15 protein-coding genes are annotated in these 14,396 nt (G+C 74.6%); 12 read left to right on the top strand and 3 right to left on the bottom strand.

All coding sequences use genetic code 11. The features are described from left to right. The first annotated feature begins 1 nt into the window (after position 1). From EV374_RS06585 to mutM, 9 genes are all read left to right on the top strand, one after another. On the top strand, positions 2-943 hold the full coding sequence (locus EV374_RS06585; protein ID WP_132232634.1) for a serine hydrolase domain-containing protein: 942 nt from the start codon (positions 2-4) through the stop codon (positions 941-943). 148 nt (positions 944-1,091) lie between these two features. Next, complete coding sequence (rsmD, locus tag EV374_RS06590; protein WP_132232636.1) at positions 1,092-1,655, top strand: 16S rRNA (guanine(966)-N(2))-methyltransferase RsmD; 564 nt, start codon at positions 1,092-1,094, stop codon at positions 1,653-1,655. After that, the gene (gene coaD / locus EV374_RS06595; protein WP_132232638.1) at positions 1,652-2,140 is read left to right on the top strand and encodes a pantetheine-phosphate adenylyltransferase; all 489 of its coding nucleotides are present in this window, start codon (positions 1,652-1,654) and stop codon (positions 2,138-2,140) included. Before rsmD ends, coaD begins: the two co-directional genes overlap by 4 nt. A 186-nt stretch (positions 2,141-2,326) precedes the next feature. Then, complete coding sequence (locus EV374_RS06600) at positions 2,327-2,824, top strand: SPFH domain-containing protein (RefSeq protein WP_132232640.1); 498 nt, start codon at positions 2,327-2,329, stop codon at positions 2,822-2,824. Positions 2,825-2,933: 109 nt separating this feature from the next. Continuing rightward, entirely contained in the window at positions 2,934-3,497 is a 564-nt protein-coding gene (locus tag EV374_RS06605; protein ID WP_132232642.1) for a YceD family protein, read from the top strand. 5 nt (positions 3,498-3,502) lie between these two features. Continuing rightward, positions 3,503-3,676 (top strand): 50S ribosomal protein L32, encoded by a 174-nt coding sequence (gene rpmF / locus EV374_RS06610; protein WP_018786309.1) that lies wholly within the window; start codon positions 3,503-3,505, stop codon positions 3,674-3,676. 114 nt (positions 3,677-3,790) lie between these two features. Then, positions 3,791-4,786: a phosphate acetyl/acyltransferase gene (locus EV374_RS06615; RefSeq protein WP_132232644.1), complete on the top strand. Its 996-nt coding sequence runs from the start codon at positions 3,791-3,793 to the stop codon at positions 4,784-4,786. After that, a complete protein-coding gene (gene rnc, locus EV374_RS06620; RefSeq protein ID WP_132232646.1) occupies positions 4,783-5,577 on the top strand; it encodes a ribonuclease III in 795 nt (264 codons plus the stop codon). Before EV374_RS06615 ends, rnc begins: the two co-directional genes overlap by 4 nt. Next, positions 5,570-6,427, top strand: coding sequence for a bifunctional DNA-formamidopyrimidine glycosylase/DNA-(apurinic or apyrimidinic site) lyase (mutM, locus tag EV374_RS06625; RefSeq protein WP_132232648.1), 858 nt, complete (start codon positions 5,570-5,572; stop codon positions 6,425-6,427). Before rnc ends, mutM begins: the two co-directional genes overlap by 8 nt. A gap of 87 nt (positions 6,428-6,514) precedes the next feature. On the opposite strand, the gene EV374_RS06630 is transcribed toward mutM, so the two are convergent. Then, positions 6,515-7,357, bottom strand: coding sequence for an endo alpha-1,4 polygalactosaminidase (locus EV374_RS06630; RefSeq protein ID WP_132232650.1), 843 nt, complete (start codon positions 7,355-7,357; stop codon positions 6,515-6,517). Positions 7,358-7,462: 105 nt separating this feature from the next. Continuing rightward, positions 7,463-8,680 carry a CAP domain-containing protein gene (locus tag EV374_RS06635; RefSeq protein WP_132232652.1) on the bottom strand — a complete coding sequence of 406 codons (1,218 nt, stop codon included), beginning with the start codon at positions 8,678-8,680 and terminating at the stop codon, positions 7,463-7,465. Between the two features lie 375 nt (positions 8,681-9,055). Between EV374_RS06635 and EV374_RS06640 the strand changes: the two genes are divergently transcribed. The 3 genes from EV374_RS06640 to EV374_RS06650 all read left to right on the top strand — a co-directional run bounded on the left by EV374_RS06640 (position 9,056) and on the right by EV374_RS06650 (position 13,801). Then, complete coding sequence (locus EV374_RS06640; protein WP_132232653.1) at positions 9,056-9,250, top strand: hypothetical protein; 195 nt, start codon at positions 9,056-9,058, stop codon at positions 9,248-9,250. A 319-nt stretch (positions 9,251-9,569) separates the two neighbouring features. After that, entirely contained in the window at positions 9,570-13,181 is a 3,612-nt protein-coding gene (gene smc, locus EV374_RS06645) for a chromosome segregation protein SMC (protein ID WP_132232654.1), read from the top strand. Continuing rightward, positions 13,181-13,801, top strand: a complete 621-nt coding sequence (locus EV374_RS06650) for an HAD-IA family hydrolase (RefSeq protein WP_132232656.1) — start codon at positions 13,181-13,183, stop codon at positions 13,799-13,801. The genes smc and EV374_RS06650 overlap by 1 nt, the downstream gene beginning before the upstream one ends. 27 nt (positions 13,802-13,828) lie before the next feature. Here EV374_RS06650 and EV374_RS06655 read toward each other — a convergent pair whose 3' ends face one another. Beyond that, positions 13,829-14,350 (bottom strand): DinB family protein, encoded by a 522-nt coding sequence (locus tag EV374_RS06655; RefSeq protein WP_132232658.1) that lies wholly within the window; start codon positions 14,348-14,350, stop codon positions 13,829-13,831. Between the last annotated feature and the right edge of the window lie 46 nt (positions 14,351-14,396).

Below are 14,396 nucleotides of genomic sequence, written 5' to 3' on the forward strand. Positions count from 1 at the left end.
GATGTCCGCATCCTCATTTGACAGTGGCGTGCTCCTGCTGGCCCGGGGCGACGAGATCCTGACGGAACAGGTCGCCGGGGTGGCCGATCGGAGCACCGGTGTCCACTGCGCTCCCGGGACCCGGTTCCAGATCGCCTCGATCAGCAAGCAGATGGCCGCCGCGGCGGTGCTGCTGCTCGCCGAGCGGGGTGCGCTGAGCCTGTCCGACCCGGTCGTGCGCTGGCTGCCCGGCCCGCCGCCGGAATGGTCCGGCATCACGCTGCACCACCTGCTCACCCACACCTCGGGCCTGGGCCACTGGGAGCAGTACCCGGCGGTCGATCTCGCCGACCCGGCTGAGCCGGACGACCTGCTCGGCTCGTTCGCCGCGGTGCCGCCGCTGTTCCGGCCCGGAGCCGGGTGGCACTACAGCAGCCCCGGCTACGTGCTGCTGGCCCGGGCCGTCGAGCGCGCGGCCGACCGGCCGTACGCCGAGTTCCTCGCCGAGGAGGTCTTCGCGCCGCTGGGCATGACGGGCAGCTTCGCCGGTGCCGGCGACGGGCGGCCGGACGTGGCGGTCGGACACGAGGGCGGCCGTCCGGTGCCGTCCTGGGACCTGGCGACCGTGAGCATGGGCGCGGGTGACGTCTGGTGCACCGGGACGGACCTGCTCACCTGGCTCGACGTGCCGCGCCGGGGCCGGCTGCTCGCCCCGGCCTCGGTGACGGCGATGACCGCCCCGCACGCGCCCACCGGCCGGCCCGAGGAGGCGTACGGCTACGGGTTCTTCGTCGGCCCGCTGGCCGGCCGACGGGCGCTGCACCACTCGGGGGACAACGGCGGCTACAAGGCGTTCGCGGCCTGGCTGCCCGACTCGGACCAGCGGCTCGTGCTGCTGACCAACCAGGCCGAGGTCGACCCGGTCACCATCACGTCGGTGCTCGGGCCCGCCGAGGCGCGCTGATCGGGTGCGGACGCCGACCGGGCGGCGGACGCGCCCCCGGTGCGGGCCGGCGGGGCCGGCAGGTCGTGGCGGGCCCGCTCGTCGCCTCGGGTGCTTCGTCCACCGGCCCGGCCGTCGCGTAGCGTCGGGGCATGGGCAGGGAGCGACGGTGACCCGGATCGTGGCCGGAACCCTTGGTGGGCGGCGGATCGCCGCGCCGCCGGGCGCGGGCACCAGGCCCACGTCGGACCGGGTGCGCGAGGCGTTGTTCAGCGCCGTGCAGGCCGAGGTCGACCTGGCCGGTGCCCGCTTCGCCGACCTCTACGCCGGCTCGGGGGCGGTGGGCCTGGAGGCCCTCTCCCGGGGGGCCGCGCACGTGCTGCTGGTGGAGTCCGACCCCCGGGCGGCCCGGGTGGTCCGGGAGAACGTGGCCGCGTTGCGCGCCGCGCCGGCCGCCCGGCTGGTCACCGGCAAGGTCGCCACCGTGCTGGCGGCCGGCCCGGACGGCGACCCGTACGACGTGGTCTTCGCCGACCCGCCCTACGCGGTGCCGGACGCGGAGATCACGGCGATGCTCGTCGCGCTGGTCGACGGCGGCTGGCTGGCCCCGGACGCCCTGGTGGTGGTGGAGCGGTCCAGCCGCACGGGCCCCGTCGGGTGGGTGCAGGGCATCACCGGCGAGCGCAGCCGGCGCTACGGCGAGACGACCCTTTGGTACGGTCGCCGATCATGAGACGTGCGGTGTGTCCCGGCTCGTTCGATCCGGTCACCAACGGGCACCTCGACATCGTCGGCCGGGCGAGCCGGCTGTTCGACGAGGTGATCGTGGGCGTGCTGGTCAACCAGTCGAAGAGCGGCCTGTTCACCGTCGAGGAGCGGATCGACATGCTCCGCGAGGTGACCGCCTCCTACGACAACGTCCGGGTCGAGTCGTTCCGCGGCCTGCTTGTCGACTTCTGTCGGGCGCAGCAGGCGAGCGTGCTGATCAAGGGCCTGCGGGCGGTCAGCGACTTCGACTACGAGTTGCAGATGGCACAGATGAACATCGGCCTGGCCGGCGTCGAGACCCTGTTCATGCCGACCAATCCGCTCTACTCGTTCCTCTCCTCCAGCCTGGTCAAGGACGTGGCGAAGTGGGGCGGCGACATCTCCGCCCACGTGCCCGACCGGGTCCGCGAGGAGTTGAGCGCCCGGCTCGTCCCGCCGTCGCGCGACTGACCGCCCGGGGCCGCCGTCCCCGCCGGCGTTGTGCCCGGCCGGGGCGGCGCCGTGGCGTACCGCGACGCGCCGGGCCGGGGTGAGCGGTGCGCTGTGGTCGGGGCGCGACATGATGTGTGCAGCGGGAAACCGGCCGTAGCCCGCATCATGTAGGTCGGCCCGACGAACGACAGGAGTGAGGTACCGGTGGACCCGCTCGATCGCATCGACGAACTGATCGCCATGGTGGAGCAGGCGCGCTCCGTCCCGATGTCGCGCAACAACTGCATGGTCGACCGGGGTGAGTTCATCGCGATCCTCGATGAGCTGCGCGCCGAACTCCCCGCCGACCTGCGTCGGGCCGCCGCGCTGCTGGACGAGCGGGACAAGATCATGGAGGCCGGCAAGCGCGAGGCCGACCGGATCATCAGCGAGGGTGAGGCGGAACACGCCCGGCTGGTCTCGGTGAACGAGATCACGGTCTCCGCCGAGCACGAGGGCGCGCGGATCATCGCGGAGGCCCGCGCCGAGGCGCAGCGCCTGCGCGAGGAGGTCGACGACTACGTCGACACCGCGCTGGCCAACTTCGAGCAGTTCCTCACCCGGGCGCTTGCCTCGATAGAGCGCGGGCGGGACAAGATGCACGCGCTGCGCGAGATCGGCACCTTCGGTGGGGAGGAGGCGGACCGCCCGCTACCCTTCTGAGCGGCACCTCACCAGCCGGCGGATGGGGCGGGCGCCGCCCCCGGTTCGACGGTCCGGCGGTCGCCCAGGTAACCTTTTTTGTCGGCCTCTCACCGGCCGGAGTCTGACTATGCCCAAACACACGCCTTCGACACTCAACCCCAGGTCGCCGCTGGTCCTCGACACGAGGGAGCTGCCGCGCCGGCCTGGTGCGTTGCGTACGGAAAAGCGGGTGGTGCCGGCACCGGCGGACCTCGGCGGCGAGATGATCGCCGTGCCGGAGGGCGCGGACCTCGACCTCGACCTGAGGTTGGAGTCGGTGTCCGAGGGCGTGCTCGTCTCCGGGACCGTCAGCGGTCGCGTCCGGGGCGAGTGCGGTCGCTGCCTTCGCGAGATCGACGACTCGCTGGCCGTGCGGATCCAGGAGCTGTACGCGTACGAGAACAGCACCACGGACACCACGACCGACGAGGACGAGGTGGGCCGGATGCAGGGCGATCTGATCGACCTGGAGCCGGCGCTGCGGGACGCGGTGGTGCTCACGCTGCCGACCAACCCGCTCTGCCGGGAGGACTGCCCAGGCCTGTGCCCCGAATGCGGGGTGCACTTGGACGATCTGCCGGCCGACCACAGTCACGAGCAGATCGACCCGCGTTGGGCGGGCCTGTCGCAACTGAACCGTAAAGAGGAGTAGGAACCGTGGCCGTCCCCAAGCGCAAGATGTCGCGCAGCAACACCCGCGCCCGCCGGGCGAACTGGAAGGCGACCGTGGTCGCGACCGTGGCCTGCCCCCAGTGCAAGTCGGCGAAGCTGCCCCACGCCGCCTGCTCCGTCTGCGGCACCTACAACGGCCGCCAGGTCCTCGAGGTCTGACCTGGACGCCGAGTGACGCCCCCGACCCCTGGTCGGGCGGCGCGCGCACCCTGGCAATCGCCCGGTGCCCCGGCTCCCTCCGACGCCGGCCGGCCTGTTCCGGCCGGCGTTCCGATGGAGCCGGGCACCGCGCGGATCGCCGTTGACCTCCTCGGCGGGGACGACGCTCCCGCCGTCGTGGTTGACGGCGCTCTGCGGGCCGTGCGCGCCGACCCGGACCTGCACCTGCTCCTCGTCGGCCCGGCCGAGGCCGCCGGCGAGGTGATCCGCGCCCTCGACCCGGCACAGCGTGCCCGGGTCACCGTGCGGCCGGTCCGCGCCGTCGTCGGCATGGCCGACCATCCCGTGGCCGCCCGCGCGGACAGCACCGTCCGCGCGGCGGTGCACGCCGTCCGCGACGGCGTCGCCGACGCGCTCGTCTCCGCCGGGTCCACCGGCGCCACCGTCACCGCCGTCGCGCTCGGCCTCGGCCGCTGGCCGGACGTGCGCCGTCCGGCGCTGATCGCCACCCTGCCGGCCGTCGCCGGCCCGGTGGTCCTGCTGGACGTCGGCGGCTCGCTGGAGCCGCGCCCGGCCACCCTGGCCCGCCACGCCGTGCTCGGCGCCGCCTACGCGGCGGTGGCGCACGCCGTCGTCGCGCCCCGGGTGGGGCTGCTGTCGGTGGGCACCGAGGCGGGCAAGGGCGACCGCGCCCGCCGGCTCGCCGATCCCGTCCTCGCCGCCGCGTCGCTGCCCTGCGACGGGCGCTACGTCGGCCTGGTCGAGGGGTACGACGTCTCCCTCGGCACGCGCGCCGATGTGGTGGTCACCGACGGGTTCACCGGTAACGTGCTGCTCAAGGCGATCGAAGGCGCGTACGCGATGGCCGGCGGGCCCCCGTCCGGCGGCGGCGCCCCGCGCGCGGCGGCCCTGCTCGGGATCGCCGGGACGGTCGTCGTCTGCCACGGCGCCGCCCGCGCCGAGGACGTCGCCGCGGGCATCGCGCTGGCCGCCCATCTCTGGCGACGACGCGCCACCGACCACGTCCGCGCGCTGCTCGACGGCGCCGAGGCGGGCGACCGCGCGGAACGCACAGACCGCTCCACCGACACCGAGGTACCCACATCATGAGCAACGACAAGCGGCGGCGGGCGTCCGTCGGTCACCTGGAAGCCGCGTTCGGCGTCAGCCTGGATCCGGAGCTGCTCCAGCGCGCGCTGACCCACCGCTCGTACGCGTACGAGAACGGCGGCCTGCCCACCAACGAGCGGTTGGAGTTCCTGGGCGACTCGGTGCTCGGCGTGGTGATCACCACCGCGCTCTTCCACAACCACCCCGACCTGCCCGAGGGGCAGCTGGCCAAGCTGCGGGCCAGCGTGGTCAACATGCGGGCCCTCGCCGACGTGGCGCGGGGCCTCGGCCCGGACGGGCTCGGCGCCTACCTGCTGCTCGGCAAGGGGGAGGAGACCACCGGTGGCCGGGACAAGGCGAGCATCCTCGCCGACACCCTGGAGGCGCTGCTCGGCGCGATCTACCTCCAGTACGGGCTGGACACCGCCGCCATCGTCATCCACCGGCTCTTCGACCCGCTGATGGCCGAGTCGGCGGGCCGGGGTGCGGCCCTGGACTGGAAGACCAGCCTCCAGGAGCTGACGGCGGCGCTCGGGCTCGGCGTCCCCGAGTACCGCATCGAGGGCACCGGCCCGGACCACCTCAAGACGTTCACCGCCTGGGTGGTCGTCGCCGGCAACCGCTACGGCGGGGCCGACGGGCGCAGCAAGAAGGAGGCCGAGCAGCGGGCCGCCGAGGCGGCCTGGCGGACGCTCACCGAGCAGGCGGAGCGGGAGCCGGTCGGGCCGGAGGGCCCGGCGTCCGGGGACGGGACGGCGCAGACCGCCGAGGCGGGCCTGGGCCGTGCCTGAGCTGCCGGAGGTCGAGACCGTCCGGCAGGGGCTGGCCCGGTGGGTCACCGGCCGACGGATCTCCGCCGTCGAGGTGCGCCACCCCCGCGCGGTACGCCGGCACACCCCCGGCGGCGGGCACTTCGCCGACGTGCTGGCCGACCGGACGGTGCTGGACGTGCGCCGGCGCGGCAAGTACCTGTGGCTGCCGCTGGACAGCGGCGACGCCGTGATCGGGCACCTGGGCATGTCGGGTCAGCTGCTGGTGCAGCCGGCCGACGCCCCCGACGAGACGCACCTGCGGGTCCGCTTCCGGTTCGCCGACGGCGGTCCCGAGCTGCGCTTCGTCGACCAGCGCACGTTCGGCGGCCTGTCGGTCTCCGCGGGGGGCGCCGAGCTGCCGGCGGAGATCGCGCACATCGCCCGGGACCCGATGGACCCGCAGTTCTCCGACGCGGCGTTCGTCGCCGCGCTGCGCCGACGGCGTACCGAGGTCAAGCGGGCGCTGCTGGACCAGACGCTGATCTCCGGCGTGGGCAACATCTACGCCGACGAGGCGCTGTGGCGGGCGAGGCTGCACGGCGCCCGCCCCACCGACGCGCTGACCGGCCCGGCCGCGCTGCGGCTGCTGGGCCACGTCCGGGACGTCCTCGGCGAGGCGATCAAGTCCGGCGGCACCAGCTTCGACGCCCTCTACGTCAACGTGAACGGGGAGAGCGGCTACTTCGACCGGGCGCTGAACGTCTACGGCCGGGAGGGCCTGCCGTGCCACCGGTGCGGCGCACCGGTGCGCCGCGAGGCGTTCATGAACCGTTCGTCGTACAGCTGCCCGCGCTGCCAGCCCCGCCCCCGGGCGGCCCTGCGGGGCTGACTCCGCGCGGTGTGCGGGGCACCGGCGGCGCGTCCGCCCGGCCCGGCCCGGACAGGGCAGGTACCGCACGCGAGGAGGTGCCGGTGGTCAGGGCGCCGCGCAGGGGAGCCGCCACGCGTCGAGCTGGCGTTCCTTGCGGATCGAGGACAGGCCGTAGCCCAGCGTGGTGACGCAGAAGTCCGTCGTCGAGCCGGCGTACTCCACGTGGAACACCGGCTTGCCCGCCTCGACGAACGGCAGCAGCCGGGCGCACTGGTCCAGCCGCACGCACTCCTCGTTGACGGCGAAGTCGAAGTCCGGGGCCAGGGCGGCCACCTGCCCCAGGTCGTTGATCAGGCCGGGGGAGAGGCTCAGCGAGCGGGCCAGCTCGGCCAGCCGGCGGTTGAACCGCAGCTGGTCGTCGAAGTCGAGCGGGAAGCCGGACCGGTGCGCGTACCCGTCGGCGTCGGCCAGCGCGACCGCCCCGAAGCCCTTGCCCCGGCAGAGCCGGAACCGGTCGGCCAGCACCGGCCGCAGGGCGTCCCACTGCCGTACGTCGAGCCAGCGGCCCTGCGGTCGGCGGGACGCGGCGCCCCGTACGGCGGCCGGGAGGCGGTCCGCGTCCGGGTCGGTCGGCAGGACGGAACCGACGTGCACCTGGCAGACCAGCCGGCGGTCCCGGGAGCGCAGCTCGGCGGTCTGCGCGGCGGTGGTGGCGACCGGGTCGAGCAGGAAGACGTCGGCGTCGACGGTGAGGTCCAGCACGCCACTGAGCTGCCACTGCCACTGCCACCCGCCCGCCGACGCCGCCGGCCAGGCGGTCGGGGCACCGGGCGCGGCCAGGTCCGGCCGGCAGGCGGCGAGCACGCTCAGCAGGACGAGTGCGACGCAGGCCGGCAGGGCCCGGCGCAGGCCCCGCCCGACGGCGCGCGTACGCGGCCGGATCCGCATCGGCAGCTCCCGGGTCGCGGGCGGCGGCACACCGCCCGGAGCGGGTACGCCGTGTCGGCGTACCTCACCCGGTCAAACGAGTACGGCCCCGGCCACGACTCGCGTTCAGCGCGGCGCGGCGAAGACCTGCGTCCAGTACGGCCCGTTGCTGCTGGCGACGCCGACGCCGATCTCGGTGAAGGCGCAGTTCAGGATGTTGGCCCGGTGGCCGGAGCTGTTCATCCAGGCGTCCATGACGGCGGCCGGCGTCTTCTGGTTCCAGGCGACGTTCTCGCCGTAGGTGCGCCAGGAGTAACCCACCCGGTCCAGCCGGGTCCCGACGTTGCTGCCGTCGCTGCCCGTGTGCGACATGTCGCGGTGGTCGGCCTGGTCCTGGCTGTGCCGCTGGGCGGCGGTCGTCAGCTTGTCGTCGACGCTCACCGCGCCGCAGCCGGCCTTGGCGCGCTCGGCGTTGACCAGGGCGACCACCTGGTTGGCCTGGCTGCCGCCCCCGCTGCTGACCGGGGCCTTCGTGCCGCCGCCGGTCGGCGCCGTGCTCCGTTCGGCGCTGCGCCGCGAGGGCGCGGTGGTACGCGACGGCGCCGGCGTCGGCCTGGTGCTCTTCGTGGCCGACGGAGTGGGCCTGGCGGTGGTCGGCGCGGTGCTCGGGGTGGGCGGGGCGAGCGTGTCGCCGGGCGCCGACTCGCCGCCCGGCAGCACCGGGGCGGCGGCGATCGTGTCGTCGACGGCGGCGGGGTCGGTCGCCGGGCCGTCGCCGGTCAGCGCGACCGCGCCGACGCCGAGGCTCACCACCAACGTGGCGGCCGCGGCGGCACCGCCGATCACCAGCGGGCGGGGGAAGCGGCGGCGGGGGCGGTGGCGGCCCTCGGCGGTGGCCGGCGCCGTTGCGGCCGGGGCGGCCCGGAGCGCGGCGAGGTCGACGGGGGCGGTCGGGTCGTCGACCGGCCAGGCGCCGGCGGTCCGGTCGGCGGGGAAGGGGCGCTCCGCCCGGTACGCCCCGTCCGTCGGGCCGGCGGACCCGGGGGCCCAGCGGGCGTCCGGCTCGGCCTGCCAGCGCTCGGTGGGCTCGGGCCGCCAGGTCGCGGTCGCGTCGGTGGTCTGCGGCTGCCAGGTCCCGGCCGGTGCGGCGGGCTCGGACTGCCAGCGGGCGGTCGGCTGGTCGCGGTGCCACTCGTCGGCGGGCTGCTCTGGGTCGTCCCCGAAGAGGTAGGCGGACCTCGGCTCCGGACGGTCGGTGAGCCAGGCCGGCGGCTCCTCGCCCAGCGGCTGCTCGCGGCGCCGGGCGGCGCCGTCCGGGTGGTTCGGGTCGGTCCAGCCGTACACGCCTCTGCCTCCAAGGGGTCGCTTGCGGGCCGGGGTGACGCTACGTGGCGGGTGTGAACAGCGGCAACGTGGCTAAGGAAGAGTTAAGGGGAAGCCGGCCGGCAGGGTGGGGACTTCCCGGGATCCGAGGCGTAGAGTCAAGGTGTCCGGACAGAGTGTGTCCGCGCCTTGTGGCAGCCCCCCCGGCAAGTGGACAGGTCGACGTGGAAATGATCTACGGCCTGCGAGAACTTGACGAAAGAGGGGGTGTCGGCTCAATATGTAGGTGTCGCCAGTCGCGCCCGGTCATGCCCAGAATCGTCTGGGGTGACAGCCGCGTACACATTTGGGCGCGCGTTGGCCGGCCCTTCCGGCAGCGCATATCAAGGAGTCAACATGGCTAAGGCCCTGTACGGCCACGTAGGTGCGGCGCTCGATCGGCGTCTGCTCGACGAGGTCACCCGACTGCGTACCACGGTTCGGGCTCTGGAGTTCGAGATCACGCGGCTGCGTGCCGAGAACGATCGGCTCGCGGCGGCTGCGGCGGAGGCGGACGATCTGCTCCGTCTGGCCGAGCCCGCGCTGACCTGATCTCCAGATCGCAAAACTGAATCGCATCACGCAAAAAGAGCGCGCCGACACTTCTGTGCCGGCGCGCAGCTCTGTCCGCACCCCTTTTCGTCGCACCAATTCGTGATCTTGTGCGGCCCGCCGCGACGATTCCCGTACGACTCCGGCCGACGGACGGGCGGCACCCGGGCGGGCCGGCGCGCGCCGCCCGGGACGGGCGCCCGGCGGACGTCAGGCGGGTCGCGTGCCCGGCGGCTCCCGGTCCCGGGTTAGTCTGCGGGTTCACCCAGGTCCGCGCAGCCGGCGACGGTACGGCGGCCACCGGACGAGGATCGAGAAGGTGCATCTCAAGAGCCTGACGGTGAAGGGCTTCAAGTCCTTCGCCTCCGCGACGACGCTCAAGCTGGAGCCGGGGATCACCTGCGTGGTCGGCCCCAACGGCTCCGGCAAGTCCAACGTCGTCGACGCCATCGCCTGGGTGCTCGGCGAGCAGGGCGCCAAGGCGCTGCGCGGCGGAAAGATGGAGGACGTCATCTTCGCCGGCACCGCCGGCCGGGCCCCACTGGGCCGGGCCGAGGTGACCCTGACGATCGACAACACCGACGGCGCGCTGCCGATCGAGTACACCGAGGTGTCGATCACCCGCCGCATGTTCCGCTCCGGCGAGAGCGAGTACGAGATCAACGGCGACACCTGCCGGCTGCTCGACATCCAGGAGCTGCTGTCGGATTCCGGCATCGGCCGGGAGATGCACATCATCGTCGGCCAGGGGCGGCTCGACGGGATGCTGCACGCCAAGCCGGAGGACCGGCGGTCGTTCATCGAGGAGGCGGCCGGCGTCCTCAAGCACCGCAAGCGCAAGGAGAAGGCGCTGCGGAAGCTCGACGCGATGCAGACCAACCTCAACCGGCTCACCGACCTCACCGCCGAGCTGCGCCGCCAGCTCAAGCCGCTGGGCCGGCAGGCGGAGGTGGCCCGCCGCGCCGCCGCCATCCAGGCCAACCTGCGCGACGCCCGGCTACGACTGCTCGCCGACGACCTGGCCACCCTGCGCGCCACCCTGGACCGGGAGATCGCCGACGAGACCGCGGTGCGCGAGCGGCGCGAGCAGGTCGAGGCCGAACACAGCGAGGTGCAGGCGCGGCTGGCCGAGCTGGAGGCGGCCCTCGCCGAGGACGCGCCGCTGCTGGCCGCCGCCCAGGACACCTGGTACAAGCTCTCCGCCCTCTCCGAGCGGTTCCGCTCCATCGAGCAGCTCGCCCGGGAACGGCTGCGGCACCTCAGCGCCACCCCCGACGACGAGCGTCCCGGTCGCGACCCCGAGCAGTTGGAGGCCGAGGCCGAGCGGATCCGCGAGCAGGAGGAGGAGCTGCGCGGCGCGCTCACCGACGACCAGATCCGGCTGGCCGAGGCCGTCGAGCACCGCCAGGAGCTGGAGCGGCAGCTCGCCGCCGCCGAACGCGAGCTGGTCGCCGCGGCCAAGGCGATCGCCGACCGGCGGGAGGGCCTGGCCCGGCTGACCGGCCAGGTCAACTCCGCCCGCGCCCGGACCACCAGCGCCGGCGAGGAGATCGAGCGGCTCGCCACCGCGCACGCCGACGCGCTGGCCCGGGCCGACCAGGCCCAGGCCGAACTCGACGCGGTCGCCGAGCAGTCCACCGAGGCGGACCGGGACAACGCCGACCTCGACGCCCGGCACGCCGAGGCGGTCGCCGCCCAGGAGCGGGCGCAGGCCACCGTGCGGTCGCTGACCGACGCGGAGCGGGCGGCGGAGAAGGACGCCGCCACCTGGAAGGCCCGGGAGGAGGCGCTCGCCCTCGGCCTGCGCCGCAAGGACGGCGCGGGCGCGCTGCTGGCCCGCGCCGACGATGTTCCGGGCCTGCTGGGCAGCCTGGCCGGGCTGCTCACGGTCGCGCCCGGGCAGGAGGCCGCGCTCGCCGCCGCGCTCGGCGGGCTCGCCGACGCGGTCGCGGTCAGCGGCGTCGACGAGGCGGTCGAGGCCATGCGGCTGCTGAAGATCTCCGACGCCGGTCGTGCCGGCCTGCTGGTCGGCAGCCCCGCCGGGCCGGGCATGGACGGGCCCGCCGACGCGCTGCGACCGAAGCTGCCCGACGGCGCCCGCTGGGCGCCCGACCTGGTGGAGTGCTCCCCGCAGCTCCGCCCGGCGGTGCACCGGGCGCTGCGCGACGTGGTGCTGGTCGACGACCTCGCCGCCGCGGCCGAGGTGGTCGCCGGCAACCCGGAGCTGCGCGCGGTCACCCCCGACGGCGACGTGGTCGGGGCGTACGCGGCGGCCGGCGGGTCGGCCAAGGCGCCCAGCTTCATCGAGGTGCAGGCCGCCGTCGAGGAGGCCCGGTCGAACCGGCTCGCCGCCGAGCAGGCCGGTGCGGAGCTGCGCGAACAGCTCGTCGACGCCCGCGCCGAGGTGGCCGCCGCCAAGGAGACGGTGCAGCACGCCGCCGCCGCCAAGCGGGAGGCGGAGAGCCACCGCAACGCCGCCGCCCGCCGGCTGGCCGAGCTGGGCGCGGCGGCCCGCTCGGCGAAGGCGGAGACCGACCGGCTCGGCGAGTCCCGGGCCCGCGCGGAGGCCGCCCGGGAGCGGGACCTGCTCACCCTCGCGGAGCTGGAGGAGCGGCTGCGGCTGGCCGAGGAGACCCCCGTCGACGCGGAACCCGCCACAGACGACCGCGACCAGCTCGCCGCGATGGTGCCGCAGGCGCGGCAGAACGAGATGGAGGTCCGGCTCGCGGTGCGTACCGCCGAGGAGCGGGTCTCCTCGATCGCCGGCCGCGCGGACTCCCTGCGCCGGCAGGCCACCGCCGAGCGGGCCGCGCGGGAACGCGCGGCGGCGCGGCGGGCGGCGCGCACCCGGGGCGCGGGGATCGCCCGGGCTGTGGCGGGCGGGGCCCGGGAGGCCCTCACGCGGCTGGCCACCTCGATCGCCGCGGCCGAGGAGCACCGCGACGCCGTGGCGCGCGAACGCGCCGCGCGCGAGGCCGAACTCCAGGAGGTACGCGGCGCGGCCAAGCGGCTCGGCGCGGAGCTGGAGCGGCTGACCAGCCAGGTGCACCGCGACGAGGTGGCCCGCGCCGAGCAGCGGCTGCGCATCGAGCAGCTGGAGGCGAAGGCCGCCGAGGACTTCGGGCTGGACGTGGAGACGCTGGTCGCCGAGTACGGCCCGACCCAGCCCGTCCCGCCCACCCAGGCCGACGTGGCGGCGGCCGAACGCGACGGCCTGCCGGTGCCCGAGCCGGTCCGCTACGAGCGGCCCGTGCAGGAGAAGCGGGCCGCCAAGGCGGAACGGGAACTGGCCCTGCTCGGCAAGGTGAACCCGCTCGCCCTGGAGGAGTTCGCCGCGCTGGAGGAGCGCTACAAGTTCCTCTCCGAGCAGCTGGAGGACCTCAAGGCCACCCGCCGCGACCTGCTCACCGTGGTCAAGGACGTCGACGACCGGATCCTGGAGGTCTTCGCCAGCGCGTTCGCCGACACCGCGCGGGAGTTCCAGCAGGTCTTCACCGTGCTCTTCCCCGGTGGCGAGGGGCGGCTCGTGCTGACCGACCCCGACGACCTGCTCACCACCGGCATCGAGGTCGAGGCCCGCCCGCCGGGCAAGAAGATCAAGCGCCTGTCGCTGCTCTCCGGCGGCGAGCGTTCGCTGACGGCGGTGGCGATGCTGGTGGCCATCTTCCGGGCCCGGCCCAGCCCCTTCTACATCATGGACGAGGTCGAGGCGGCGCTCGACGACGTCAACCTGGGGCGGCTGATCACGCTGCTGGCCCAGTTGCGGGAGAAGAGCCAGCTCATCGTCATCACGCACCAGAAGCGGACGATGGAGGTCGCCGACGCCCTGTACGGCGTGACCATGCGCAACGGGGTGACCCAGGTGATCAGCCAGCGGCTCAACCGGGCCGACGGGGACGAGCGGCGTGGCCGCGGCGAGGAGAACGAGTAGTGGGTCGGGAACGGGCGACGGCGCTCCTGGTGGACTTCGACGGCGTCCTGCGCCGGTGGGACCCGGCGGTGGCCGCCGGGGTGGAGCGGGAGTACGGCCTGTCCGACGGCGTACTCACCGAGATCGCCATGCAGTGGGGGCGGCTCCAGCCGGTGCTGACCGGCCGGGTCAGCCACGCCGACTGGATGGCCAGCGTGGCCGACGCGCTTGCCGACTCCGTGGGCGGCCCCGAGCGGGCCCGGGCCGCCGTGGAGCAGTGGCAGCGCTACCGGGGCGAGGTGGACCCGGAGGTGCTCGCCTTCGTCCGCGAGGCGCGGGCCGGCGGCATCCGCGTCGGGCTCGGCACGAACGCCACGGACCTGCTCGACGCCGACCTCGCCGCGCTCGACCTGACGGACGAGTTCGACGTGGTGGTCAACTCGTCCAGGGTCGGGGTGAACAAGCCGGCGAAGGAGTACTTCCAGGCGGCCTGCGCGGCCCTGGAGACCCCGGCGGCCCGGGTGCTCTTCCTCGACGACGAGGACTGGGCGATCCGGGGCGCCCGCGTCGCCGGCCTGTCGGCGCTGCGCTGGAGCGGCCCGGCCGACCTGCGGTACGCGCGGGCCGCCCTGGCGTACTGACCGGTCTCCGTTCCGCCCCGGCGGGGGCTACTCGCCCGTGACGCCGTCGATGCGTTCGCGGATCAGGTCGGCGTGGCCGTTGTGCCGGGCGTACTCCTCGATCATGTGCACGTAGATCCAGCGGAGGTTGAACGTGCGGCGCTTCGGGCCGACCTCGGTGAAGGTCTCGTCGAGCGACCGGCCGGCGGCGGCGGCCCGGGCCAGCGCCACCTCCCGGTGGTAGGTGGCGAAGTCGGCCTCGGCGTCGGCGGTGCTGACGTCGTGGTCGGCGTCCGGGTTGTCGGACGTGAAATAGGGGTAGTCGACCTGCTGGCCGGCGAGGTTCTCCCGGAACCACCAGGCCTCCACCTCGGCCAGGTGCCGGACCAGGCCGAGCAGGGTGAGCCCGGAGGGCTCGACGCTGGGCGTCTTCAGCTGGTCGGCGGTCAGGCCGGCGCACTTGAGCAGCAGGGTCTGCCGGTGGTAGTCCAGCCAGCCCTCCAGCATGGTGCGCTCGTCGCCGACGTAGGGCTCGGGGGTCCGGTTGATCTCCGGTGCTCGCCAGGTCATGCCGGTCATCCTGGCGGGAACCCCCGACAGTCCGCGACCGGATTGT

The organism is Micromonospora sp. CNZ303 (assembly GCF_004345505.1).

Coding starts and splice junctions, on each gene's coding strand:
- EV374_RS06605 (WP_132232642.1), top strand. CDS start 2,934: ATGCCCAAACACACGCCTTCGACACTCAACCCCAGGTCGCCGCTGGTC.
- EV374_RS06630 (WP_132232650.1), bottom strand. CDS start 7,357: ATGCGGATCCGGCCGCGTACGCGCGCCGTCGGGCGGGGCCTGCGCCGG.
- EV374_RS06585 (WP_132232634.1), top strand. CDS start 2: ATGTCCGCATCCTCATTTGACAGTGGCGTGCTCCTGCTGGCCCGGGGC.
- EV374_RS06655 (WP_132232658.1), bottom strand. CDS start 14,350: ATGACCTGGCGAGCACCGGAGATCAACCGGACCCCCGAGCCCTACGTC.
- coaD (WP_132232638.1), top strand. CDS start 1,652: ATGAGACGTGCGGTGTGTCCCGGCTCGTTCGATCCGGTCACCAACGGG.
- EV374_RS06640 (WP_132232653.1), top strand. CDS start 9,056: ATGGCTAAGGCCCTGTACGGCCACGTAGGTGCGGCGCTCGATCGGCGT.
- rnc (WP_132232646.1), top strand. CDS start 4,783: ATGAGCAACGACAAGCGGCGGCGGGCGTCCGTCGGTCACCTGGAAGCC.
- EV374_RS06615 (WP_132232644.1), top strand. CDS start 3,791: ATGGAGCCGGGCACCGCGCGGATCGCCGTTGACCTCCTCGGCGGGGAC.